This is a genomic window from Neisseria cinerea (assembly GCF_900475315.1).
Classification (GTDB): domain Bacteria; phylum Pseudomonadota; class Gammaproteobacteria; order Burkholderiales; family Neisseriaceae; genus Neisseria; species Neisseria cinerea.
This window is the reverse complement of record NZ_LS483369.1, coordinates 750,517-775,161: the sequence shown is the minus strand read 5'-3', so window position 1 is coordinate 775,161 and position 24,645 is coordinate 750,517. Positions and strand designations below refer to the sequence as shown.

Below are 24,645 nucleotides of genomic sequence, written 5' to 3'. Positions count from 1 at the left end.
ATTCCTTAAAGGCTGTCTAAAAACGCCAAGTTTACCTATCCAACCCTTCCTGCACCATCTGCGCTGCCCGAACCACTGCTCGGGCTTTATTCTGCGTTTCCTGCCATTCGGAGGTCGGGTCGGAGTCGGCGACGATGCCTGCGCCGCTTTGGACGTATAGCGTGTTGTTTTTCACTACGGCGGTGCGGATGGCAATTGCTAAATCCATGTCGTTGTTGAAACCCCATACGCCGACGGCGCCGCCGTAGATGCCGCGTTTGCTCGGTTCGACTTCTTCGATGATTTCCATGGCGCGGACTTTGGGTGCACCTGAAAGTGTGCCGGCGGGGAAGGTAGCGGCGAGGATGTCCATGTTGGTAACGTCCTCTTTCAGACGGCCTTCGACGTTGGAAACGATGTGCATCACATGGGAGTATTTTTCAATCACCATTTTGTCGGTTACTTTAACTTCGCCTGTTTTGCTGATGCGGCCGACGTCGTTGCGTCCTAAATCGATAAGCATGACGTGTTCGGCGATTTCTTTGGCGTCGCTTAATAAATCTTGCTCGTTGGCAAGGTCTTCGGCGGGGGTTTTGCCGCGCAAGCGCGTGCCGGCGATGGGGCGGACGATGACGTCGTCGCGTTCGCGGCGGACGAGGATTTCAGGCGAGGAACCGACGATGTGGAAATCGCCGAAATTGTAGTAGAACATATACGGCGATGGGTTTAATGTGCGCAGGGCGCGGTAGAGGGCGAGCGGATTGTCGGTAAATTTCATGCTCATGCGCTGGCTGGGGACGACCTGCATGCAGTCGCCTGCGAAGATGTAGTCTTTGATTTTGTGGACGCAGGCTTTGAACGGCTCTTCGCCGAACTCGCTGACGGCTTCAGTGTGTTTGCTGCCGAGCGAGAGCGGGATGGCGCAGCTTTGGCGCAACTGGGTGCGGATGTCTTCGAGGCGTTCGCGGGCGCGTTCGTAGCCGTCGGGCTGCGAGGGATCGGCGTAAACGATGAGGTGGATTTTACCGCTTAAATTGTCGATAACCGCCAACTCTTGCGACAGCATCAGCAAGATGTCGGGCGTGCCGAGCGTGTCGGCTTTGGCGCTGTTTTTCAGGCGGTGGGCGAAGTGTTCGAAATTGTAGATGGTTTCGTAACCGAAGTAGCCGACCAGTCCGCCGGTAAAGCGCGGCAGGCTTGGGATTTCGGGCGTTTTGAAGCGGTTGTGGAAGGCTTCGATAAAGGGCAGCGGATTGTCGTCGTGTTGCTCGACGATCTCGCCGTTTTGGTAAACATCAACGTGTTTGCCGCTGGCTTTGAGATAGTGGCTGCAAGGCAGGCCGATAAAGGAATAGCGGCCGAAACGTTCGCCGCCGACAACGGATTCGAGTAGGTAGGTATAGGGGCGGTTGGCGAGTTTGAGATAGAGGGAAAGCGGAGTATCCAAGTCGGCAAGGAGTTCTTGCACGAGCGGGATGCGGTTGTAGCCTTGGGCGGCTTGGGCTTGGTATTCTTGTTTGCTGATCATTTCTGCTTTCCCAAAAGGCGGTTTCAGACGGCATGATAAGGGGTGCGAGTATAGCATTTTATCGGGATTGTTGACAGTCTGACCGAAGATGCCGTCTGAAAAAAGACGAGCTTACGGCTTTGTTTTGCGCTGCCGGTATTGTTTCCATTTAAACAGATAACCTGCGGTTACGGGAATCAGGGCTAAGATGGTTTTGAACGTCCATGATGCATACCAAGGTAAAGAACCGGGTGCGACCGATTGATTCAGATACGGCCACCAACAGGCAGTCAGGCAGCCGAGCAGCAGCGGCCAGATATGCCGGCTGAGGTTTTTTTGCCAAAGGAGGAATGATGCGGCAGACCAAAGCAGGGTAAGGGCAGTGATTTTTAATACGGTATAAGCATCCGCTCCAAAAAGGGCGGCGAGAAAATACGTACCGGCAATCCAGAGGACGGCAAGTATCAGGACGATGATTTCTTCAGGTCGTTTGAACATTTTTTTCTTCCTATTTGATTTCAGACGGCATTGCCGTTCTGTTTGGTTTCCAGCAGCTCCCAGCGTTCCAGCTTTTCCAAAAGCAGCATTTCGATTTCTTCGGCGCGGTTTTGCAATGTACCTGCTTTTTCGTAATCTTTGAAAATTTCAGGATCGGAAAGTTGGGTATTGATTTCAGCCTGTTCGGTTTCCAAAGCGGCGATTTCGTCGGGCAGGGCATCGAGTTCGCGCTGCTCTTTGTAGGACAGTTTGACCGTGCGGTTGGCTTTGGGTTTTTCTTTCACCGGTTCGGCATCGGATGCTTTGGGTGCGGATGCCGTCTGAATTTTCTCTTCGCGTGATTTTGCGTCGATATAGTCCTGATAGCCGCCGATGTATTCTTTCAGACGGCCTTGTCCTTCGAAAACAATGCTTTGGGTAATCACGTTATCAAGGAACATACGGTCGTGCGAGACGAGGAATACCGTACCTTGGTAATCGCGCAGCAGGTCTTCGAGCAGCTCTTGGGTGTCGATGTCCAAGTCGTTGGTCGGTTCGTCCAAGACCAAAATATTAGCAGGACGGGTAAAGAGTTTTGCCAGCAGGAGGCGGTTGCGTTCGCCGCCGGAGAGTGATGAAACGGGGCTTTGTGCACGGGCTGGATGGAACAGGAAATCTTCCAAATAGCTCATCACATGCTTTTTCTTACCGCCGACTTCAACGTAATCATTGCCCTGTCCGAGCGTGTAAAACACGGTGTCATTTTCGTTCAACGCGCTGCGGAACTGGTCGAAATAGGCGACTTCCTGCTTACTGCCGATACGGATTCTGCCGTAGGTTGGCTGCAATTCGCCCAAAATCAGCTTGAGGAAGGTGGTTTTGCCGATGCCGTTTGGACCGATTAAGCCGATTTTGTCGCCGCGCTGCAAAATGGCGGAGAATTTATCCATGATAACTTTGTCGCCATAGGCAAACGAAGCGTGTTCCAGCTCGGCGATAATTTTGCCGCTTTTTTCGCCGCTGTCGAGCTTGAAGTTAACCTGCCCTTGTACGTTGCGGCGTTCGGCACGCTGGCGGCGCAGTTCTTCCAAACGGCGCACGCGGCCTTCGTTGCGGGTGCGGCGCGCTTCGATGCCTTTGCGTATCCACGCTTCTTCCTGCGCGTGGAATTTGTCAAACAGGCGGTTATGTTCCGCCTCGACTGCCAACTCTTGCGCTTTTTTCTCGCTATATTTGGAGAACGAGCCGGGATAGGAGCGCAGAATGCCGCGGTCGAGTTCGACGATGCGCGTGGCGATATTGTCCAAAAAACGGCGGTCGTGGGTAATCACAACCAGGCTGCCTTCAAACGCTTTGAGCAGGTTTTCCAGCCAGATAATCGCGTCGATGTCCAAATGGTTGGTCGGTTCGTCTAGCAGCAATACGTCGGGCTTTTGCACCCAAGCCTGCGCCAAGGCGACGCGTTTTTTCTGCCCACCGGAGAGGTTGCCGATTTTTTCGTTTTCCGGCAAACCGAGTTCGCCCAAAGTCTGCTTTACTGCCGCATCCAGTTTCCAGCCGTCCTTCGCTTCGATTTCAAGTTGCAATTCGTTAAGCTCTTTCAATAAGACCTCACTCGAACCATTTTCCAAATCATGGCTGACATGATGATAACGGCGCAATAAATCGCGAATTTCGCCCAAACCTTCGGCAACGGTATCAAATACGGTTGCGTCCTTATCAAAAAAGGACTCCTGCGGCACATAAACGATTTTGAGGTTGTTTTGAACGATAATCTGCCCGTCGTCGAGCTTTTGCACGCCGGCGAGAATTTTCAGAAACGAAGACTTACCCGCACCATTACGGCCGATTAAACCGATTTTCTCGCCACTATCGAGTTGAAAAGAAGTTTTGTCGAGCAAGGCGACATGGCCGACGGCAAAGGAAGCGTTTTCTACGGATAATATATTCATGATACAAATTCTCAACAGTTACCGTTTGGATTTTACCGCAAGTTTGGCGCGGGCAATTTCAACCGCACCCGGCAGGATAGAAATAATAATGATGCCGCCCATCACCAAGCCCAGATTGTTTTTTACGACGGGGAAGTTGGCAAAGAAATAGCCTGCATAAGAAAACAGGATAACCCACAAGAAGCCGCCGATGATGTTATAGCGGATAAATTTTGCATAATGCATTTTGCCCATGCCGGCAACAAAGGGGGCAAAGGTGCGGACGATAGGTACAAAACGGGCAATGATGATGGTTTTTCCACCGTGTTTTTCGTAAAAACGGTGGGTTTTATCGAGATATTCGCGTCGGAAGATTTTAGAATCGGGGTTGGCGAACAGCCTGCCGCCGAAATACTTACCGACGGTAAAATTGAGGGCGTCGCCGAGTATGGCGGCGGCAAATAGCAGCATAACCATCAGATGAATATCCATACCTCCTAGTGCGGCAATCCCGCCGGCGGCAAACAGCAGCGAATCGCCGGGCAGGAAGGGCGTAACAATCAGGCCGGTTTCGCAGAACACAATAGTAAATAAAATGGCGTAAATCCAAATGCCGTATTGCGCCGACAGCGCAAGCAGGTGTTGGTCGATATGGAGGATGAAGTCGATGGCAGATGCAACCACGGTGCATTTCCTAAAAAGACAGACCGCGTATTTTAACCGATTGGAAAAATGCCGTCTGAAATTTTCAGACGGCATTTGTTTTTAAAAAAGTTTACGCACCGTAAACGGGGTATTTGTTACATAGCTCGGTAATTTGTTCGCGGACTTTGGCAAGGTTGGCTTCGTCATCAGGGTTGGCCAATACGTCGGCAACCAGGTTTGCCAATACGCGTGCGTCGGCTTCGTTAAAGCCGCGTGTGGTCATGGCGGCGGAGCCGATGCGGATGCCGGAAGTCACGAATGGTTTTTCCGGATCATTCGGGATGGCGTTTTTGTTGACGGTGATATGAGCTTTGCCCAAAGCGGCTTCGGCAGCTTTACCGGTGATTTTCATCGGTTGCAGGTCAACGAGGAAAACGTGGCTTTCGGTACGGCCGGAAACGATGCGCAAACCGCGTTTGACCAATTCTTCCGCCATGGCGGCAGCATTGATTTTCACCTGTTTCGCGTATTGTTTGAATTCGGGTTGCAGGGCTTCTTTGAACGCAACGGCTTTAGCGGCGATGACGTGCATCAGCGGGCCGCCTTGCAGGCTTGGAAAGATGGAAGAGTTCAACGCTTTTTCATGCGTGTTGTCGCGGCACAAAATCACACCGCCGCGAGGGCCGCGCAGGGTTTTGTGGGTGGTGGTGGTTACGAAGTCGCAGAATGGCACGGGGTTAGGATATTCGCCGCCGGCAATCAGTCCGGCATAGTGCGCCATGTCGACAAAGAGGTATGCGCCGACTTTATCGGCGATTTCGCGGAATTTTGCCCAGTCGATTTGCAACGCGTAGGCAGATGCACCGGCCACAATCATTTTAGGTTTGTGTTCAAGAGCCAAGCGTTCTACTTCAGCATAATCGAGCACTTCGTTTTCATCCAAACCATAAGTAATGGCGTTGTAGAGCTTGCCTGAGATATTAACGCTTGCACCGTGGGTCAAGTGGCCGCCGTGTGCCAGAGACATGCCCAAAATGGTGTCGCCCGGTTTCAAAACAGAAGCGTACACGGCTTGGTTGGCTTGGGAGCCGGAGTGCGGTTGAACGTTGGCATAGGCGGCGCCAAACAGTTCTTTTACTCGGTCAATCGCTAATTGTTCGACAATATCGACGTATTCGCAGCCGCCGTAGTAGCGTTTGCCGGGATAGCCTTCAGCGTATTTGTTGGTCAATTGCGAACCTTGGGCTTCCATAACAGCGCAGCTGACGTAGTTTTCAGAGGCGATCAGCTCGACGTGGTCTTGCTGGCGCTTGTCTTCTTGGGCAATGGCTGCTGCCAAATCGGGGTCATATTGTGTGAGGGTAACGCTTTTTGAAAACATGTTCTCGGCTCCTTTGTGTAATCAGGGTATAAGGGCTGAAAATTTATGCGTAAAGCGTGATATTGTCAACGGTTTTATCAACCGGACGGCGGTGTTAAAAGAAAATTTTGCCGCATCCAATAAAATACTGGATAAAAATATTATCTTTGTTATAATCGATGTAAAGATTCAGTTTGCTTTTTAACCCGTTAATGAAGAGAGGAGAGCAATATGTTCCCAGAATACCGTGATTTGATTTCCAAGTTGAAACAGGAAGATTCCCACTTCGCACGTCTGTTTGACGAGCACAACGAGCTGGACGACAAAATTACCGGTTTGGTCAATAATCCGATTACCAGCGGTGCAGAAGCGATTGAGGAACTGAAAAAAGCCAAATTGAAATTGAAAGACGAACTGTACGCCATCCTGCAAAAAGTGGCAGGCAAATAAATTTGAGCTTTAATTTTTAAAATGCCGTCTGAAAATTTTTCAGACGGCATTTTTATCGTTCGGAAAGACAGTTTTCTATCTTTCCGGGGTATGCTTGAAATATCGGCGGCAGTATCGGATTCACGCTGCCTCCGATGCCAAAATCAGTACGGCCTCTGCCTATTTTGAATGCAGACGGTTGAGGTAATCCACTTCTTCACTGCTGCCCATGACAACGGCGACGCGCTGGTGCAGGTTTTCCGGGCGTATGTCGAGCATGTCCTGATGTGTATTGCTTGCCGACGCGCCGGCTTGTTCAAGTATCAGGCTCATAGGGTTGGCTTCGTACATCAGGCGCAGTTTGCCAGGTTTGGCAGGGTCGCGTTTGTCTTGCGGATACATGAACACGCCGCCGCGCATCAGTATGCGGTGGATTTCGGCAACCATACTGGCTACCCAGCGCATATTGTAGTTTTTTCCGCGCGTACCGGTTTCGCCTGCCAAGAGCTCGTCTATGTATTGTTGTACGGGAGGAAACCAATGGCGGCGGTTGGACATGTTGATGGCGAATTCTTTGGTGCTTTCCGGTACTTTCGGGTTTTCTTTGGTCAGCACAAATTCGTTTTCGGCATTGAGTGTGAACATATATACGCCGTGCCCGAATGTGAACACGAGCTGGGTTTGAGGCCCGTAGAGGACATAGCCTGCGGCAAGCTGGCATCTGCCGGCTTGTAAGAAGGATTCGGTTTTCAATTCTCCTTCAGGTTTTTCAAGGATGGAGAAAATGGTACCGACGGAGATATTGATATCGATGTTGGACGAGCCGTCTAAAGGATCGAAGAGAACGAGATAGCATCCGTTTTCATCGGCGTTTACGAATGTATCTTCTTCCTCGCTTGCGAGCCCGGCAACGGCAGGATTGGCTTTGAGTGCGTCAATCATGATGTTGTTGGCGATAACATCCAGTTTTTTCTGGTCTTCGCCCTGAATATTGCCCGTACCTGCCATGCCCAATACGCCGGCAAGTGCACCCAGGCGGACTTTGGCGTTGATTTCGGTACAGGCGGAAACGACAGACAGTAAAACGCCGCCGAGTGATTCGGGCAGCTGGTTTTGTTGCAGGTGTTCGGGGAGGAATCGGATCAGTGTGTTCATGGTTTGCTCGTCTCGGAAAAGTTTATGCCGTCTGAAAGGCGGCAGGTTATTGCGGCGTATTCCTTTGGTGCGTTTTGCAGGATGGTCTAGGGGATTGTAGTGTAAAAAAACGGCATGGGGCAAGTCGGAACGCGGTATGCGGACCAGGAAGTACAAAATGCCAAATTTATTTTTAAATAATATTGACCTCATATATGTAATATATTAACATTATATATCATTATTAAATGATTTATGAATTTAAATATAGGTGGCTAGTAAAATGAAGAAATTGATTTTATTATCGGCAGCTGCGATGTTGATGACGGCATGTACTTACGCAGACCGCCGTTTTGTACCTCAAGAATCTGCTGCGGAAATGCAGGCGAGAAGTCGCGCTATTCAGGCAAGCGAGCGTGCCGAGCGAGCTGAATACCGTAAAGAACATCGGGAAGAAATGATGGATGCGGCAGCTGCCATCAAAAAGGTAAACGAAAATTCACCCAATATTTACTTCATCCGATAATACGCCAGTTAGATTAGTTTTTTCCTTTATTTTGAGATAATAGGACAGGTATGAAAAACTTGAAAAATATTTCCGTTGTTGCTATGTGTGCCGTTTTGCTTGCTGCTTGTGCTTCTGAAAATTCCGTAGGCAACTATGCCATTGGCGACGATTCGGCCGCAATCAAAGCAGGACGTAACCGCGCAGAAGCTCAGATCAGCCGTGCGGAATTGGCTCAGCATCGACGCCAACGTCAAAATGTTTCTGAAGAGTTGGCTTTGGAACGTGAAAAACGTGCTAATAAAAATGATGCGCTTCGTCAGGGTATGGGTACGGCTGCCGGCGGTCTGATGCTGCTGAACGGTGTGGTCGGCACGGTCGGAGTGTTGAAAAGCGTGTTCTGATTTTTGAATACTGGTTTTATGCAGAACCGGACGATATGGTCAACGTATCGTCCGGTTTTGTTTGTTTGATGGAAGATGCCGTCTGAAAGGTGGTTCGGACGGCATTTAGAGTCAGCGGATTTTGCTGTCCAAAAGATAGTGCGCGCCTTCGTCTTGCGCGAGCAGCCGTGTCAGGGCGGGGAGATTTGCCGCCAATTGCTCGGCTAAAAGGTAAGGGGGATTAATCACGAACATTCCGCTGCCGTGCATGCCGAAACCGTCGGTTTTCGGGGTATGCACGTGGAGCTCGGTATGAAGATAGTTGTCGGGCAGAAGTTTTTTCAGTTCTTCGGGCAGTTTCCGGCTTTCTTCGCGGCTTAAACAGGGATACCAAACCAAATAGCAGCCGGACTCAAAACGTTTCAGTGCGGTTTTGAGCGTATCCGTCACGCGCCGGTAGTCTTGTTTTTCCTCATAGGGCGGGTCGATGAGGACGGCGGCACGGCGCGGCGGGGGCGGCAGCAGGGAAATCAGTCCTTTGTAACCGTCTTCGCGCAATATTTGTCCGCGTTTGCCCAAGCCTACTTCGTTCATATTGTTCTGCAGACGGATGAAATCGGCAGGATGCAATTCGAACAGTCGGAGTTTGTCGGTCGCACGGGTCATAGACTGTGCCAGCCACGGAGAGCCGCAGTAAAGTTCGGATGAGGGCAGGATTTTTTGTATGTGCAAGGCAAAGTCAGACAGTTCGGCAGGCAGGTTTTGCGCCTGTCGAATCAGGCTGATGCCTTGGCGGTATTCACCGACTTTCTGCGCTTCGCTGCTGCCAAGGTCGTACAAACCTGCACCGCCGTGCGTATCAATATACCAATAGGTTTTGTCTTTTTTGTTGAAATATTGCAGGACGAGGAAAAGTGTGAAATGTTTGAGCATGTCGGCATGGTTGCCGGCGTGGAATGCGTGTCTGTAACTGAGCATGGTCAATAAAACGGCGGGGGATATTCGGATGCCGTCTGAAGCGGTGGTTCAGACGGCATAAACAGGGATGGATGGGAAATCAGCGGCTGCTGCCGATTTTGCTTTCTTTGCCTTTAATCAGGTTGAGGATGTTGCTCTTATGGCGGAGTAACACCAATATGGCGATTGCGAGGGTTGCGAAAATCCAAGAAGTATGCGGCATAAAAAACAGTGCGGCAAGGGGGGCGGCGATTGTGGCGGTTAATGCGGCAAGAGAGGATACTTTGAAGCCGAATGCCATAACAAGCCAAATCAACGCACAGGTAAAGGCGGTTGCGGGAGAGAGTGCCAGAAGCACGCCCAATGCCGTTGCCACACCTTTGCCGCCTTTAAATCCGAAAAATACCGGCCACATATGTCCGATCAGTGCGGCCAGTGCAACGGCGGCAACCGTCGTTTCGGATAAGCCGAGCGGTTCTTGAAGCATACGCGCGAGGAGGACGGCGGCCAAACCTTTGGCAGCGTCTCCCAACAGTGTCAGTGCAGCTGCCTTTTTTTTGCCGCTGCGTAAAACATTGGTTGCACCGGGATTGCCGGAGCCGTAGGTGCGCGGATCGTCCATGCCGTAATACTTGGAGACGATAATGGCGAAAGAGAGTGAACCGATCAAATAGGAAACGGCAACGGCAATAGTCTGTATATTGAACATTTGCGGTACTTTACTTAGAATGGTGCGGTTATTTTAGCAAAAAACGGGTCGGATTATGGATAAAATCTTTTTGCACGGGATGAGGGCGGAAACACTTATCGGCGTGTACGGTTGGGAACGTGAACATTTGCAGCCGTTAATAATTGATTTGGATATCGGCGTCCCTGAAAAAGTGGCTGCGGACGACGATATAGGCAATACGGTACACTATGCCGAAGTGTGCGAAACATTGCGCCGACAGCTGAAAGAACAGGACTTCCTGCTTTTAGAGGCTTTGGCCGAATATATTGCGGATTGGGTTTTGGGATGTTTCGGTGCGGTATGGGTACGCGTAAAAATCGTTAAGCCGGGTATTTTGCCGGGTGTAAGGGAAGTCGGCGTAGAAATCGAACGCGGTAAAGATAAAGATTGAGTTGCAGGCTGGAAATAGAAAGGAAATACAGTGGATTTAAGGGAAGTGAAACTAAGCGGGGAAACCCTGTACGAAGGTGAATTTGTCAGTATCAGCAAGGATAAGGTCAGACTACCCAACGGTAACGAAGGGCAGCGTATCGTCATCCGTCATCCAGGTGCGGCATGTGTCTTGGCGGTTACGGACGAGGGGAAAGTGGTTTTGGTACGGCAGTGGCGTTATGCGGCAAATCAGGCAACTTTAGAGCTGCCTGCCGGCAAATTCGATATGGCGGGTGAAGATATGGCGGCATGCGCTTTACGAGAACTGGCTGAAGAAACGCCTTATACCGCTGACAGCGTACGCCTGCTTTACAGTTTTTATACGGCGGTCGGTTTTTGCAACGAAAAAATGTATCTATTCGAAGCGGAAGGTGTGCGTTTGGGCAGTACGCTTTCTAATGATGAAGATGAAATAACGGAAGCCGTCTTGATGTCGAAGGAGGAAGTCCGTCAGGCATTGGCAAACGATGAAATTAAAGACGGTAAAACATTAATCGGTTTGCAATACTGGCTGATGAAGGATTGACAGGATGTTGGAACTGCCCGCCGGAGTAGATCGGCGGGCAGTTTGTTTGGCGGATGGGATATATCTTTTCGGCTTGTCTCTGGGCGCGTCCTTTAAAGTCATTCGTGCTTTAGTAATAAGAGAGAAAAGGGGATGATAATTACCCAAAAGAACCTGATAATTTTTAAGAATGGTTAATAATGAATATCTTTGTTACTGGTTTTTTTTTACTGGTTTATGAGTTTATTAGCTCTTTCTTATATACCGTCAATTCATTCATCGGATGATGATATTGATTTTGGCAAAAGGGTTATGATGGTTACTTTTTTTGCATTTTTAGGCACAGTAATAGAGCGTTTTTTTTAATAAAAAGCCTTGGTAGGTTTATCCTACCAAGGCTTTTTCTTTGTTATAGACCTAAAAGCTTAATTTGAATTTGAGAATGGTATAGTGGATTAAATTTAAACCAGTACGGCGTTGCCTCGCCTTGCCGTACTATTTGTACTGTCTGCGGCTTCGTCGCCTTGTCCTGATTTAAATTTAATCCACTATAATTGGCACAGGCAGTATTTAAACAAGCGAAGCCAATTTATAGATTATGTCAAAACCAAAGGAAGCAATTTTTTCGATTATTTGACTGCCGTCCCTATCTTCAGCCCGAGCCAAGTCAGCAGCAGCGAACCTGCCGTGTGCAGGAAAATATTGGCAAGTGCTGAAGCAGGACGATTCGATTGGAGCAGGGTTACGGTTTCCAGCGAAAATCCGGAAAGCGTGGTCAGGCTGCCGAGAAAACCGGTAATCAGCAGCAGCTTCCATTGCGGGTGGTTGACGGTTTCGGCAAAGATTCCGATAAGAAAAGCGCCTATCCAGTTGGCAAACAGGTTGCCTGTGGCCGGAGGTATTGATGCGGGAACGGCGAGGTTGAGCAGCCAACGCGCAGTTGCTCCGAATGCTGCTCCAATGAAGAGGGGAAGGATGTGGGGGAACATATTATGCGTATCCATGCCATCTGAAAGATTATTGCCAGATGCTGCGGTCGGACTTTAAATACCGGTTGTCATCGAAAGTATTGATCCAATGGGGTTTCAATGCCACGAAAATGGCGGTGGCTATGCCGCTGAGAAAAGCTTCCGCCCATGCAATCAAGATGAATACAGGCAGGGCGGCAGTCCATAAAACATCCTGCCCGAACGCATGGATGCCGTCTAAAACGGCAACCACGATAATGCCCGTCAGCAATATGCCGGCAGCGGCAGACAAAAATCCGTTGAGGAAGATAAAGACAAAAATATTGGGCGGCAGGCGGTCGACCAGCATACGAGACAGGCGGTTGACGACAAGTGCGGGCAAAATCAGAACCAATACGTTTGCAGGATACGCACCGGAAGAGCCGGCAAACAGCAGGCAGTATGGAAGCATTAGAATCGAGGCAAGCCAAAGGGAGGCAGAGGTATCCACCATCAGAGCGACCAGGTTGACGGCGAGCAGGTGATAGCTCATTTGGGCAAGTTGTCCGCCTCCGGCAGCGGTGTTCAAACTCCATGCCGCAGAAAAAATAACGATACAGAGCGGTACGGCGGAACGGTAGCGGACAAGCGAACGGTATGCGGACGGTCCGGAAGCTGCCAATAGGAGGATGAGTGCAATCCATGAAGCCCCCAGCAGCATATCTGAAAACCAGACTGTTTGGAAAATCATGCCAATACCGTAAAGATGAATAAGAGGGCGTCTATTATAGTGCTGCCTGTGGCAAACAGAAAGCTGTAATGATTTTGACCGAATTGTCGGTCAGGTTGTTTTGTTTGCAATGGAAACACGTTAAAATATACCCATTTAATCGTTTGTTTTGCGGGAAACTGCATATGTTTTGGATAGTTCTGATCATTATTTTGTTGCTTGCTATTGCGGGTTTGTTTTTTATCCGAGCACAGTCCGAACGGGAATGGGTGCGTGAAGTTTCTGAATGGCAGGAAAATAAAGGGGGACAACAGGCGGAATTACCTGAAACCCAAGACAGGATGCCTAATTTTCTCGAGCTTGGCCTGATGATTTTTCATGCGGTCAAAGCGGCGGTATGCTGGCTTTCCGCTAATATTGTCCGTTTTTGCCGGAATTATCTGGCACATGAGTCCGAACCTGATAAGCCTGCTTCGTCTGATTCGGAAGCTGCGGCGGCATCTTCCGGATATGCGGACAAGGCAATGGAGGAAGATGAGGGGGATGAGGCTGTTAATGCGGAGGATATTTCATCTGCGGTAATCGGTAACCGATGCATTCCTTCCAATCGGGAGGAGGGTGAAAATCCCATGCCGTCTGAAGGCATCATTATGCCCGTGCGTCCGGCTTTGAAAGAAATTACTTTGGAGGAGGCGACCCGTTCTTTAAACAATGCCGCCGAAAAAGAAGGGCAAATCAGTTATATCGATACATTTGAAAAAAATGATGAATTGGGTTCTAAAGTCCGCGTTTCCGAGAAACCGATGGAAGGGCTGCCTATTATCGGTTTGGACGATCCCGTGCTTCAACGCACACGTTCCCGTTTCTTCGACGAAGGTAAGAAAGCATTAGCCGAACCTGCGGATTATGCGTTCGAACCGTATTTTGAAAAAAAACACCCATCCCCTCCTGTTGAGATTAAAGCCGAAGACGTACGGAACATGCCGTTCCGCCAGCATGAAGGTCTTGTAAAGAAGCCGACAGAGGCAAGCTACTCAGGCACTTCTCAGAAACAGTCTCCTTCAGACGGCATCATCGTCCCTAATATTAATCATCGCCGTGTTTCTTTAAACTTGAAAGAACCCAATAAGGCAACCGTTTCGGCAGAAGCGCGGATTTCACGCTTGATAATGGAAAATCAAGATAAGCCGGAGCATATTGTAAAGTCGGACTTCGAAATGCCGTCTGAATTGGAAAGTATCACGGCGGAAGAGATTTCAATTGGACGTGAAGGCCTGCTTTCTGATGATACTGCCGATATCTATATTGAAGAACCTGCCGCACCGGATGCATGGGTAGTCGAACCTCCGGAGGTGCCGGAAGTTTCCAGACCCGAAATCGATATCCCGCCGCCTCCGCCCGTTACGGAAATTTATAACCGTACATATGAGCTGCCTGCCGGATTTGAGCGTGTACAGGCCGGCCTTATTGCCGAAAACGCTCGTCTCGCCGGCGATATTATTGAGGATTGGCAAGACGAGGAAGCCGATATCTGCCCGGACGGAGGGGAAAAATGTGCCGAAGAGGGGCAAAACGGAGAATATCTATCGGAAACCGAAGTTTTCGAGCATGAAGGGCGTTCGGTGTATCCGTTTGCAGGTATGCCGTCAGAGCATGATTTCCAGCAGGTACCTTATCCTGAAATAGATGAGGCGGAATTGCAGGGCGCAGAGGATGATGTGCCGAACGAACACCTGCCGACGACCGACCTGCTTTTACCGCCGCTGTTTGATCCTGAAGCAACCCAGACGGAAGAGGAGCTGCTTGAAAACAGCATTACCATTGAAGAAAAACTGGCTGAGTTCAGGGTTAAGGTTAAAGTTGTCGATTCATATTCCGGCCCTGTCATTACACGTTATGAAATCGAGCCGGATGTCGGCGTACGCGGCAATTCCGTTTTGAATCTGGAAAAAGATTTGGCGCGTTCGCTCGGTGTTGCGTCTATCCGCGTTGTTGAAACCATACCCGGCAAAACCTGCATGGGCTTGGAGCTGCCCAATCCTAAGCGACAAATGATACGTCTGAGCGAAATTTTCAATTCGCCTGCGTTTACCGAATCCAAATCCAAGCTCACGCTCGCGCTTGGTCAGGATATTACCGGACAGCCCGTCGTTACCGACTTAGGCAAAGCGCCGCATTTGTTGGTTGCAGGTACCACCGGATCGGGTAAATCGGTAGGTGTCAACGCGATGATTCTGTCCATGCTCTTTAAGGCTACGCCTGAAGACGTGCGCATGATTATGATTGATCCGAAAATGCTTGAATTGAGCATTTACGAAGGTATCCCCCACCTTCTCGCGCCGGTTGTTACCGATATGAAGCTGGCGGCAAACGCGCTGAACTGGTGTGTCAACGAAATGGAAAAACGCTACCGCCTGATGAGCCATTTAGGTGTGCGCAACTTGGCCGGTTTCAACCAAAAAGTTGCCGAGTCTTCCGCACGGGGTGAGAAAATTGCCAACCCGTTCAGCCTGACTCCCGACGATCCCGAGCCTTTGGAAAAACTACCGTTTATCGTAGTCGTAGTTGATGAGTTTGCCGACCTGATGATGACGGCGGGCAAGAAAATCGAAGAATTGATTGCGCGTCTCGCACAAAAAGCCCGTGCTGCCGGCATCCATCTAATCCTTGCCACGCAACGACCCAGCGTTGATGTGATTACTGGATTGATTAAGGCAAATATTCCGACACGCATTGCCTTCCAGGTATCCAGCAAAATCGACAGCCGTACGATTCTTGACCAAATGGGTGCAGAAAACCTGCTCGGACAAGGCGATATGCTTTTCCTGCCGCCCGGTACGGGTTACCCGCAACGGGTACACGGCGCATTTGCCTCCGATGATGAGGTGCACCGCGTCGTCGAATATTTGAAACAGTTTGGAGAGCCTGAGTATATCGATGATATCTTGAGCAGCGGTATGACTGACGATTTGCCGGGAATCGGCCGGAGCAGCGAAGGTGAGTCCGACCCGATGTACGATGAGGCCGTATCTGTCGTTTTAAAAACACGCAAAGCCAGTATTTCAGGTGTTCAACGGGCATTGCGTATCGGCTACAACCGTGCCGCGCGACTGATTGACCAAATGGAGGCGGCAGGTATCGTATCCGCACCGGAACACAACGGCAACCGTACCATTTTGGTTCCTTCGGATAATGTATGATACGGGTCGGTTGATAAACATAAAAATGCCGTCTGAAGGTTTCAGACGGCATTTTTTGCGGACATTTGAATACGGCTCATTCAAAAAGTTCCTATGATTTCAGGGCTTATGCTTATATTTTTCTGCAACCCATGGTGTTGCGCATCTCATGCTCAGGTTCTATAAAGTGCCGTGAATTTTTAAGTCGATGCTAACCATTGCTTCCTTTGTCCTTATGCATTACAGGACGCCGAAGTCTGTAGGTGCGATAAGTGGTCAAGCTTTTAAAAAGTGTACAGAATCCTTCTAAAACAGATTTTAAGAAACCAAACTTGATTTATGTTGATATGGTGCGGTGTACTGATGCTAGGGAGTAATAGTTTGAATTTGAATGGAAAAGAAGGTGCAGGGAATGGTTTGATTAATATACTGATTTTAAATAAGGATTTTATATTTTATTGTATTGTTATCAGATGTCTGACATTCGGCTTGTTGCCGCCTAATTAGTCTTGCTTTATTGGTTCTCGTAACAAACATTATTTTTCATCAGTAAAAATGGACAAAATGTATAAAATAATTCTGGATTTAAAAAGTAAATCCGTATTTTTAGAAAAATAGATTGTCGTTTTGTCTAAAGTGCGTATAATTCCCTTCCAAAGCAAACCATAATTTCGATAAAGTTTGGACAAGGAACATCATGCAATTAGACATTGACCGCTTAGTTGCTTATTTCGGCGGCGTGAATGCACTTGCCGAAGCGTTGAAACAGCACGATCCCGAAAATGCCGCGACGACTGCCGCCATCTATAAATGGCGCACGCGCGGGTCGCTGCCCTTGGTGCAACTGCAAAAGCTGACGGCGCTGGCGGAAGCGCAAGGCAGACCGCTGGATTTGAATGCTTTTTTACAAAAAAACGAATCTCTGGAGAGAACAGAAATGACACAGACCAACCGCGTAATTATTTTCGACACCACCATGCGCGACGGCGAGCAGTCGCCCGGTGCATCCATGACCAAAGAAGAGAAAATCCGCATTGCCCGCCAGTTGGAGAAAATGGGCGTGGACGTGATTGAGGCGGGTTTTGCCGCCGCCAGCCCGGGCGATTTCGAATCGGTCAATGCGATTGCCAAAATCATCACCAAATCCACAGTCTGCTCGTTGGCGCGTGCCGTTGAAAACGATGTGCGTAAGGCAGGCGAAGCCGTTTCCCCCGCTCCGAAAAAACGCATCCATACTTTTATCGCTACCAGCCCCATCCACATGGAGCACAAACTGAAAATGAAGCCGCAGCAGGTGATTGATGCGGCGGTCAAAGCGGTGAAAATCGCCAAAGAATACACCGACGATGTGGAATTTTCCGCTGAAGATGCGGTTCGTTCGGATTTGGACTTTCTCGCCAAAATCTTTACGGCGGTTATCGAAGCGGGTGCAACCACCATCAATATTCCCGATACTGTCGGCTACTCCATCCCTTCCGTGTGGTACGAACGTATCAGCAACATCATTAAAAGCGTGCCCAACGGCGACAAAGTAGTCTGGTCGACCCACTGCCACAACGACTTGGGTATGGCGGTTGCCAACTCGCTGGCTGCTGTTCAGGCAGGTGTGCGTCAGGTGGAATGCACCATCAACGGCTTGGGCGAACGCGCGGGCAATGCCAGCCTTGAAGAAATCGTGATGGCGTTGAAAGTGCGTCATGATTTGTTCGGCTTGGAAACCGGCATCGACACCACGCAAATCGTGCCGGTATCCAAACTGGTGTCCACCATTACCGGCTATCCGATTCAGCCCAACAAGGCGGTGGTCGGCGCAAACGCCTTTGCACATGAATCAGGCATTCATCAGGACGGCGTGTTGAAACACCCCGAAACCTATGAAATCATGACTGCCGAATCGGTCGGCTGGTCAACCAACCGCCTGACCTTGGGCAAATTGTCCGGTCGCAACGCCTTCAAAACCAAGCTGGCGGATTTGGGTATCGAATTAGAAAGCGAAGAGGCGCTGAATGCTGCTTTTGCCCGCTTTAAAGAACTTGCCGACAAAAAACGCGAAATCTTCGATGAAGACCTGCACGCGCTGGTGTCCGACGAAATGGGGAGCATGAACGCCGAGAGCTACAAATTTATCTCCCAAAAAATCAGCACCGAAACCGGCGAAGAGCCACGCGCCGACATCGTGTTCAGCATCAAAGGCGAAGAAAAACGCGCTTCGGCCAGCGGCTCCGGCCCTGTCGACGCGATTTTCAAAGCAATTGAGAGTGTGGCGCAAAGCGGCGCGACTTTGCAGATTTATTCCGTTAACGCCGTCACGCAAGGCACGGAAAGCCAAGGCGAAACCAGCGTCCGTTTGGCGCGCGGCAACCGCGTCGTCAACGGACAAGGCGCGGATACCGACGTTTTGGTCGCCACTGCCAAAGCCTACCTCTCCGCCTTGAGCAAACTGGAATTTGGTTCTGCCAAACCGAAAGCGCAAGGCAGCGGTACGATTTAACGGTTGGGTGAAAGTTATGCCGTCTGAAGTAGAAAACGCTTCAGACGGCATATTGCGATTATAATTAGGTATTAAACCCATTTTAAAAGGTTAAATGATGGATTCCCAAAAATTTACCGAAGCGTCCAAACAGCGGTTGAGCGAATTGTTGGATGCCAAAAGCGAACAGGGCAATACCATGCGCTGTGACGAAGTTCAAGGTTTTATGATGGCCCTATTGAGCGGGCCGGACAAATTGGCGCCGCGCGATTGGCTGCCCGAAGTGTTGGGCGACGAGTCGCAATTTACAGCCAGCGAACGTTCTGAAATAGAACGTTTGGTTTTGACAATGGCGATGGATACGGTCGGTTCCATATCGGATAAAAAACTGCCCGATTTGTGGCTGTATGAAAACGAAGACGGCGGCAGCGATTTTTACACATGGTGCAATGCTTATCTTTACGGTTTGGATATTGTGCCGACCGATTGGTTTGAAGCCGTCGATGATGAAGAGTTTGAAGAGTTGTTTTATCCCATCATGGCATTGGGGGGTATTTACGACGAAGAGGACAACGGCTCCATCCGTCTGCAATTCACAGAAGGCGAGCTGGCGGAGCTGGAATCCGAGTTGCCTTATGCATTGGCGGATATCTACCGCTACTGGCAGGCAGTCATCAATAAACCGCAAACCGTCCGCAGGGAGGGAGAAAAAACAGGCAGGAATGATCCCTGTCCGTGCGGTAGCGGCAGAAAATACAAGGCGTGTTGCGGTAAAAATTGATGGTTCGAGCGGAGTAAAATGCCGTCTGAAACTTAAAATTTAAGTTTCAGACGGCATTTTTATCAAGAAGGTTTAATTTTTCCTGCTGCCGAAAAAGATGAAGCCGGCTATACCCAAAACAATCATGGGGACGCTCAACCATTGCCCCATCGACAGCCCCAAGGTCAGCAGCCCGAGATAATCGTCGGGTTGGCGTGCGAATTCGGCAATGAAGCGGAATACACCATAACCGCCGAGGAAGAGCGAGGCGACTTGTCCGGTCGGACGCTGTTTTTTAGAGAACAGCCAAACGACGGCGAACAGGCAGATGCCTTCAAGTGCAAACTGATAAAGCTGCGAGGGATGGCGGGGCAGCATACTATATTGTTGCAGCCAATCTGCCCAAAGAGGATTGTGCGCGGCGGCTTCGGCATCTTCGTAACGCGCCTGCGGGAAGCCCATTGCCCAAAATGCGTTAATGTCGGTAATGCGTCCCCAAAGTTCGCCGTTGATGAAGTTGCCGATACGTCCCGAAGCGAGACCCAGAGGAACAAGCGGTGCGACCGTATCCATCAGTTTGAGGAAACTGATGTTTTGTTTGCGGCTGAACAGCCACATTGCGGCAACCACGCCTAAAAATCCGCCGTGAAACGACATGCCGCCTTCCCATACCTTGAAAATATCAAGCGGATGGGCGAGGTAGTCGGAGAATTTGTAAAACAGGACATAACCCAAACGGCCGCCGAGGATAACGCCCAATATGCCCCATGTCAGGAAGTCGTCAAGCGATTCTTTGGTAAAAACAGAATTCCCCTGCGCGATGCGGCGCTTACCCAAAAAGCTGAAAAGGATAAAGCCGAGGATGTAGCTTAGGGCATACCAGCGGACGGCAAGCGGGCCGATACTGATAAGGACGGGGTCGAATTGGGGATGGATAATCATGATGTTCCTTGATTTCAATTTCAAATGCCGTCTGAAAGGCATGATGCTTCAGACGGCATTTCTGCAATAAGGGTTTCAGCGCAAATCGCCGATGACGTTGAGGATGGCGGACAATGCGGCTTCGCCCAGGCGCAACGAACGTTGGCCGTTCCACCCGAAGTCGTCGTCGGGCAGGTTGGCGTTGTCTTTAAAGGGCATTTCCAACGTATAGGCAAGACAGTTGAACCGGTTGCCGACCCAGTTGGTCGCCAAGGTCATGTTGGCCTGACCGGGCGCGTCTTTTTCGTAGCCGTATTCGTCTTGAAAATCTGGGCTCGCGTTTAAAAGGGCATTTTTAAACTGCGCTTCCAACGCGGCGATGCGCGGATTGTAGTTCGGCACGCCTTCCGTACCTGCGACAAAGACAAAGGGCAGCCCTTCGTCGCCGTGGATATCCAAAAACAAATCCACGCCGGTTTCCAACATTCTTTCACGCACGAAGAATACTTCGGGACTTTTTTCCACTGTCGGATTTTCCCACTCGCGGTTGAGGTTCGCACCGGCGGCGTTGGTGCGAAGGTTGCCCAGTGCCGAACCGTCGGGGTTCATGTTGGGGACGATATAGAACGTGGCGCGGTCGAGCAGGGTGCGCGCGGTTGCATCCTGAGGGTCGAGCAGCCTGCCGAGCAGCCCTTCGACAAACCATTCCGCCATGGTTTCTCCCGGATGCTGGCGTGCGGTAATCCAGATTTTCATGTCGCTTTCGACTTGGTTGCCTATGGTCAGCAGATTGATGTCGCGACCTTGCACGGTGCTGCCCAAGTCGTCGATGCGGCAAAGCCCGCTGCTTTGAGCATCGCCGAGGAGGTTGAGGTGCTGCTCTTCGGAATAGGGTTCGAAATAGGCGTAGTACACGCTATTGGACAGCGGGGTATGGTTGATGGTCAGTACGCCGTTTTCATAGCTCGTCGGCACGCGGAACCAGTTGTGGCGGTCGTATGAGGCACATGCCTGATAGTCCTCCCAGCCTTTGGGATAAGCGGCATCTGCCGCATTCTCAAAATGCATGATGCAGTTTTGATAGGCCGCCCCTTGAAGTCTGAAGTAGAACCACTGCGCAAAATCGGAGGCATTGTCGCTACGCAGTGCGAGACGGATATCGGAGGGGTCGGTCAGGTTTTTGACGATGACGGAGCCGGCATCGAAACAGGTGCTGATTTTAATCATGGGAAAGTCCTTGCTGTCGCCGGTTGCTCAAACCGGATTAGCCGTGATTTTACCGTCCGTACAGTGAAGCTTCAACCTGCCGGACGGAATGGCGTTATTTGAAATTTAAAACCGGCCAGCCTTTTTCTTTGGCTTCTTGTTCCAATTCTGCATCAGGGTTGACGGCAACGGGTTCGTTGACGAGACTCAGCAGCGGCAGGTCGTTTTTGGAATCACTGTAAAAATAGGTTTTGCCATAGCTTTCAAGCGTTTCGCCGCGTTCGGCAAGCCATTGGTTCAGGCAGGTGATTTTTCCTTCCCTAAAGCTGGGTGTGCCGATGTAGTTGCCGGTGTAGCGGCCGTCGGTACCGGTTTCGAGTTGCGTGCCGATGATATTGGTAATGCCGAAAAGGTGGCAGATGGGGGTAATGATGAATTCGTTGGTTGAGGAGATAACGAGGGTTTCGTCGCCGGCCATTTGGTGGCTCTGCACAAGCATACGCTGCATGGGCGAGATATGGGGGATAATGTATTCTGCCATAAATTCGCGGTGAAATTCCGCCAGCTCTTCTTTGCTGTAACGGGCGAGCGGGGCAAGGTGGAATTTGCAGAAGGCGTCGATGTCGAGGCAGCCGTTTTGGTAGTCGCGGTAGAATTTTTCGTTTTGCGCCTCGGTTTGGGCAGCATCGTCCGGCATTTTCTTAATGAGGAATGCCGACCAGGCATGGCCGGAATCGATGTTGATGAGTGTGTTGTCGAGATCGAAGATAGCAAGGTTTTTCATCGGTTTTCCTGTTGTTTTAAGAGCTGGCGCAAAAGCGGCAGCGTGATGCGTTTGCCCATGGTTACGGCGTAGTTATCCAGTGTGTCGAGCATATCCATCAGACTGTCCATATCCCGCCGCCAGTGGTTGAGCAGGTATTCGAAGATTTCAGGGTCTATGGTAACTTGGCGTGCTGCCGCCATGCTGACGAGCGCATCGATTTTTTCTCGGTCTGTCAGCGATTTGACTTCGTAAACAAGGCAGTACGCCATACGCGTGCGGAGGTCTTCGCGGATAACGAGCTGTTGGGGCGTAGATTCCGAGCCAAGCAGTAAAAAGCCCTTTCCGCTATTGCGGAAACGGTTGAAGATGGAAAAAAGCAGTGCTTGCTCTTCGTTTCCCAGTTTTTCGACTTGGTCGATGGCGAGATAGTCGGAATCAAGCGCGGAGTCGGTAAGCGGTTCGGTGGCGGCATCGACATAGACGGCATTTTTTCCGGCTTCGAGTGCTTGTGCGACCCATGCCTGCAAAAGGTGGCTTTTCCCCGCGCCTTCTTCTCCCCAAACATAGATGAACTGTCCGTGTTTGTGTTGGAGGACATAGACCAGCTCCGCATTTTCCGTGCCGAGGAATTTGTCGAAACTTGGGTAGTCGTGTGCGGCAAAATCAAAAATAAGCTGGTTCACGGTGCAGCATTTCAGAGGTTGGCAGATAGGTTTATTGTACGTTGTTTCAGCGTGCTTTATCAATTTGAAAACGTATGCTCAGAAAACCGGCGGCATTATTCTAATTACAGTCAATGTTGCCGACATGGGTGCTGCCGTCATGGAACTGATCGAGCGTGCTGCGGTGTCCGATGCTGATGATGATGCTGTCGGGCAGTTTTTGCTTTAAAGCTCGGTAGAGCATGGCTTCGGTCGGTTCGTCCAAAGCGGCGGTGGCTTCATCGAGCAGGATGACTTTGGGCTGCGAGAGCAGGGCGCGGACGAAGGCGACGCGTTGCAGTTCGCCCGGGGAGAGTTTGTGTTGCCAGTCGTCGGGTTTATCCAATTTATCGACCAGATAACCTAATCGACAAGTATTCATGGCTTCGATTAGCTCCGGATGCTGTTTGTTGATGTCAGGATAACAAATCGCATCGCGCAGGCTGCCTTGCGCCGTGTACGGACGTTGCGGCAGGAAGAGGATGTCTTGATGCGGCGGATGGCTGACTTTACCGCTGCAGCCGAAAGGCCAAAGCCCCGCCAGCGCGCGCAGCAGCGAGGTTTTGCCGCAACCGCTCGGACCGCGTATCAGTAGGGAGTCGCCGCTTTTAAGGTTGATGTTGATACCGTCTAACAAAACTTCGCCGTTGTGGCGATATAGGGCAACGTTTTCTAAGATCAGGCCGTCTGAAACTTCGGTAAGGTCGGGTTGCCGTGCGGTGTGTTTTTCTTCCGTACTCAGCAAAAAGCCGTACAGACGTTCCAGTCGGGCGCGGTAGGCAGTGAATTTATTGTAGAACATCCGAAAGAAAGACAGCGCGTTTTGCAGACGGGCGAAGGCTTGTACGGTCTGCTGGATGTCGCCGATTTTGATTTGTCTGGCAAACAGGCGCGGAGCTTGCAAAATAATGGGAAAAAGCTTGATGCCGTTGGTGAACATATCGTTAAAGCCGCTCAGGCAGACGCTTTGTCGCGCAATGCGCCAGCGGTTGCGGATAATGGCTTTGAAACGGTCGGAAAGCTGGTCGTGTTCGTGTTGTTCGCCGCTGTAAAACGCCACGCTTTCGGCGTGGTCACGCACGCGGATAAGGGAATAACGGTAGTCGCCGTTGAGCTTTTCGTTTTCATAGTTGTAACGAATCAACGGGTTGCCTATCCACATGGCGATAAAGGTCGCCAAAATCACAAAGATAAAGACGAACCAAACAATGCCGCGCGGAATATCGAAGCCGAACACGGTCAGGATGCCTGCCAAGCCCCACAAAACAACGGCAAATTCCAACGAGGTAACGACCGAATTGACCATGCCGCGCACAAATTCGATGGTCGAGGCGATGAAATCCTGCGCGTCCTGTTGGATACGCTGGTCGATGTTGTCCGGAGCATGGCGGCGCATTTGCAGGCGGTAGTAGTTTTTGTCGGCAAGCCAGCGCGTGGTCAACACTTCATTAAGCCGCTCCGACCATTTAATCGCCAAACCTTGATCGAGGAAGTCGTTGACGACATTGTTAAACGCCCGTATCAACACCACGCCTGCGTTCATTGCTGCAAACATCCAAAACGCGGAGGCGTTCAAATCCTGCATCGAGTCGTAAAGCCCTTTGGACATAAAGGTGCTCAACACATTCAGCCGCACTTCGGTTAACAGCAGCGTAATCATCGCCGTAATCAGCAGCAGAACTTTGACCGTACTTTTCGGCGTCAGGCACAGGCGAAGGATATAGCCAAACTCGCGCCCGAAGCGTGTGTTGCGTGCAAAAAACAGAATGACCGCCGAGGCTGCGGCGACCATCAATAAGGTCTGCAACAGCCAAGACGGCGTGGAATAAAGCTCGATTTGCCATTTTTGCATAGAAAATCCCTTATGGTTTTAAATGCTCTTTTAAAAAGACGCACGCGGTAAACATTTTCTATTCGGATTTTAAAAATACCGTCCGTCCGACGGGGATATTGTGCGGTTGATTGGGTATATGAATACGTTGCGCACAGTT

Annotated in this window: 23 protein-coding genes and 1 pseudogene; 8 read left to right on the top strand and 16 right to left on the bottom strand. The window is 50.4% G+C overall.

From position 1 onward, the window contains the following. Window positions 1–31 precede the first annotated feature (31 nt). The 5 genes from trpE to glyA all read right to left on the bottom strand — a co-directional run bounded on the left by trpE (window position 32) and on the right by glyA (window position 5,920). Window positions 32–1,507, bottom strand: coding sequence for an anthranilate synthase component I (gene trpE, locus DQM57_RS04130; protein ID WP_111727647.1), 1,476 nt, complete (start codon window positions 1,505–1,507; stop codon window positions 32–34). A 111-nt stretch (window positions 1,508–1,618) separates the two neighbouring features. Then, window positions 1,619–1,984 carry a hypothetical protein gene (locus tag DQM57_RS04125; RefSeq protein WP_002213667.1) on the bottom strand — a complete coding sequence of 122 codons (366 nt, stop codon included), beginning with the start codon at window positions 1,982–1,984 and terminating at the stop codon, window positions 1,619–1,621. A gap of 20 nt (window positions 1,985–2,004) precedes the next feature. Next, a complete protein-coding gene (locus DQM57_RS04120; protein WP_111727009.1) occupies window positions 2,005–3,915 on the bottom strand; it encodes an ATP-binding cassette domain-containing protein in 1,911 nt (636 codons plus the stop codon). Between the two features lie 18 nt (window positions 3,916–3,933). Further along, window positions 3,934–4,578: a DedA family protein gene (locus tag DQM57_RS04115; RefSeq protein WP_111727007.1), complete on the bottom strand. Its 645-nt coding sequence runs from the start codon at window positions 4,576–4,578 to the stop codon at window positions 3,934–3,936. Between the two features lie 91 nt (window positions 4,579–4,669). Then, window positions 4,670–5,920, bottom strand: coding sequence for a serine hydroxymethyltransferase (gene glyA / locus DQM57_RS04110; RefSeq protein WP_111727005.1), 1,251 nt, complete (start codon window positions 5,918–5,920; stop codon window positions 4,670–4,672). 210 nt (window positions 5,921–6,130) lie between these two features. Here glyA and DQM57_RS04100 point away from each other — a divergent pair, with 210 nt between their 5' ends. Continuing rightward, window positions 6,131–6,349, top strand: a complete 219-nt coding sequence (locus DQM57_RS04100; protein ID WP_003675287.1) for an HP1242/YdcH family protein — start codon at window positions 6,131–6,133, stop codon at window positions 6,347–6,349. A gap of 159 nt (window positions 6,350–6,508) precedes the next feature. On the opposite strand, the gene DQM57_RS04095 is transcribed toward DQM57_RS04100, so the two are convergent. Further along, window positions 6,509–7,483 (bottom strand): class 1 fructose-bisphosphatase, encoded by a 975-nt coding sequence (locus DQM57_RS04095; protein ID WP_111727645.1) that lies wholly within the window; start codon window positions 7,481–7,483, stop codon window positions 6,509–6,511. Between the two features lie 262 nt (window positions 7,484–7,745). Between DQM57_RS04095 and DQM57_RS04090 the strand changes: the two genes are divergently transcribed. Further along, on the top strand, window positions 7,746–7,988 hold the full coding sequence (locus DQM57_RS04090) for a hypothetical protein (protein WP_111727003.1): 243 nt from the start codon (window positions 7,746–7,748) through the stop codon (window positions 7,986–7,988). Window positions 7,989–8,038: 50 nt separating this feature from the next. After that, window positions 8,039–8,371, top strand: coding sequence for an NGK_0946 family protein (locus DQM57_RS04085; protein ID WP_108043664.1), 333 nt, complete (start codon window positions 8,039–8,041; stop codon window positions 8,369–8,371). 111 nt (window positions 8,372–8,482) lie between these two features. Here DQM57_RS04085 and DQM57_RS04080 read toward each other — a convergent pair whose 3' ends face one another. Both DQM57_RS04080 and plsY read right to left on the bottom strand, forming a co-directional pair. After that, complete coding sequence (locus tag DQM57_RS04080; protein ID WP_108043665.1) at window positions 8,483–9,328, bottom strand: 23S rRNA (adenine(2030)-N(6))-methyltransferase RlmJ; 846 nt, start codon at window positions 9,326–9,328, stop codon at window positions 8,483–8,485. Window positions 9,329–9,407: 79 nt separating this feature from the next. After that, complete coding sequence (gene plsY, locus DQM57_RS04075) at window positions 9,408–10,016, bottom strand: glycerol-3-phosphate 1-O-acyltransferase PlsY (RefSeq protein ID WP_108043666.1); 609 nt, start codon at window positions 10,014–10,016, stop codon at window positions 9,408–9,410. A gap of 55 nt (window positions 10,017–10,071) precedes the next feature. Between plsY and DQM57_RS04070 the strand changes: the two genes are divergently transcribed. Both DQM57_RS04070 and DQM57_RS04065 read left to right on the top strand, forming a co-directional pair. After that, the gene (locus DQM57_RS04070; protein WP_108043667.1) at window positions 10,072–10,428 is read left to right on the top strand and encodes a dihydroneopterin aldolase; all 357 of its coding nucleotides are present in this window, start codon (window positions 10,072–10,074) and stop codon (window positions 10,426–10,428) included. Window positions 10,429–10,458: 30 nt separating this feature from the next. Further along, complete coding sequence (locus tag DQM57_RS04065) at window positions 10,459–10,995, top strand: NUDIX hydrolase (RefSeq protein WP_107996761.1); 537 nt, start codon at window positions 10,459–10,461, stop codon at window positions 10,993–10,995. 424 nt (window positions 10,996–11,419) lie between these two features. On the opposite strand, the pseudogene DQM57_RS09785 reads toward DQM57_RS04065, so the two are convergent. From DQM57_RS09785 to DQM57_RS04055, 3 genes and pseudogenes are all read right to left on the bottom strand, one after another. Continuing rightward, window positions 11,420–11,527, bottom strand: a pseudogene (locus tag DQM57_RS09785) (IS5/IS1182 family transposase); the annotation flags it as partial. Window positions 11,528–11,603: 76 nt separating this feature from the next. Then, a complete protein-coding gene (gene crcB / locus DQM57_RS04060) occupies window positions 11,604–11,963 on the bottom strand; it encodes a fluoride efflux transporter CrcB (RefSeq protein ID WP_108043668.1) in 360 nt (119 codons plus the stop codon). A gap of 28 nt (window positions 11,964–11,991) precedes the next feature. Continuing rightward, the gene (locus DQM57_RS04055) at window positions 11,992–12,672 is read right to left on the bottom strand and encodes an energy-coupling factor ABC transporter permease (protein ID WP_111727000.1); all 681 of its coding nucleotides are present in this window, start codon (window positions 12,670–12,672) and stop codon (window positions 11,992–11,994) included. Window positions 12,673–12,836: 164 nt separating this feature from the next. Here DQM57_RS04055 and DQM57_RS04050 point away from each other — a divergent pair, with 164 nt between their 5' ends. From DQM57_RS04050 to DQM57_RS04040, 3 genes are all read left to right on the top strand, one after another. After that, the gene (locus DQM57_RS04050; protein ID WP_111726998.1) at window positions 12,837–15,851 is read left to right on the top strand and encodes a DNA translocase FtsK; all 3,015 of its coding nucleotides are present in this window, start codon (window positions 12,837–12,839) and stop codon (window positions 15,849–15,851) included. A 676-nt stretch (window positions 15,852–16,527) separates the two neighbouring features. Then, window positions 16,528–18,321, top strand: coding sequence for a 2-isopropylmalate synthase (locus DQM57_RS04045; RefSeq protein ID WP_111726996.1), 1,794 nt, complete (start codon window positions 16,528–16,530; stop codon window positions 18,319–18,321). Window positions 18,322–18,418: 97 nt separating this feature from the next. Then, the gene (locus DQM57_RS04040; RefSeq protein WP_039853955.1) at window positions 18,419–19,081 is read left to right on the top strand and encodes a YecA/YgfB family protein; all 663 of its coding nucleotides are present in this window, start codon (window positions 18,419–18,421) and stop codon (window positions 19,079–19,081) included. Between the two features lie 72 nt (window positions 19,082–19,153). Here DQM57_RS04040 and lgt read toward each other — a convergent pair whose 3' ends face one another. From lgt to DQM57_RS04015, 5 genes are all read right to left on the bottom strand, one after another. Then, window positions 19,154–20,002, bottom strand: coding sequence for a prolipoprotein diacylglyceryl transferase (gene lgt, locus DQM57_RS04035; protein WP_111726994.1), 849 nt, complete (start codon window positions 20,000–20,002; stop codon window positions 19,154–19,156). A gap of 75 nt (window positions 20,003–20,077) precedes the next feature. After that, window positions 20,078–21,208, bottom strand: a complete 1,131-nt coding sequence (locus tag DQM57_RS04030; protein ID WP_111726992.1) for a M14 family metallopeptidase — start codon at window positions 21,206–21,208, stop codon at window positions 20,078–20,080. Between the two features lie 94 nt (window positions 21,209–21,302). Next, window positions 21,303–21,971: an HAD family hydrolase gene (locus DQM57_RS04025; protein WP_111726991.1), complete on the bottom strand. Its 669-nt coding sequence runs from the start codon at window positions 21,969–21,971 to the stop codon at window positions 21,303–21,305. Then, complete coding sequence (hda, locus tag DQM57_RS04020; RefSeq protein WP_111726989.1) at window positions 21,968–22,636, bottom strand: DnaA regulatory inactivator Hda; 669 nt, start codon at window positions 22,634–22,636, stop codon at window positions 21,968–21,970. The genes DQM57_RS04025 and hda overlap by 4 nt, the downstream gene beginning before the upstream one ends. A 100-nt stretch (window positions 22,637–22,736) precedes the next feature. Continuing rightward, window positions 22,737–24,506 (bottom strand): ABC transporter ATP-binding protein/permease, encoded by a 1,770-nt coding sequence (locus DQM57_RS04015; protein WP_111726987.1) that lies wholly within the window; start codon window positions 24,504–24,506, stop codon window positions 22,737–22,739. Window positions 24,507–24,645: the final 139 nt, after the last annotated feature.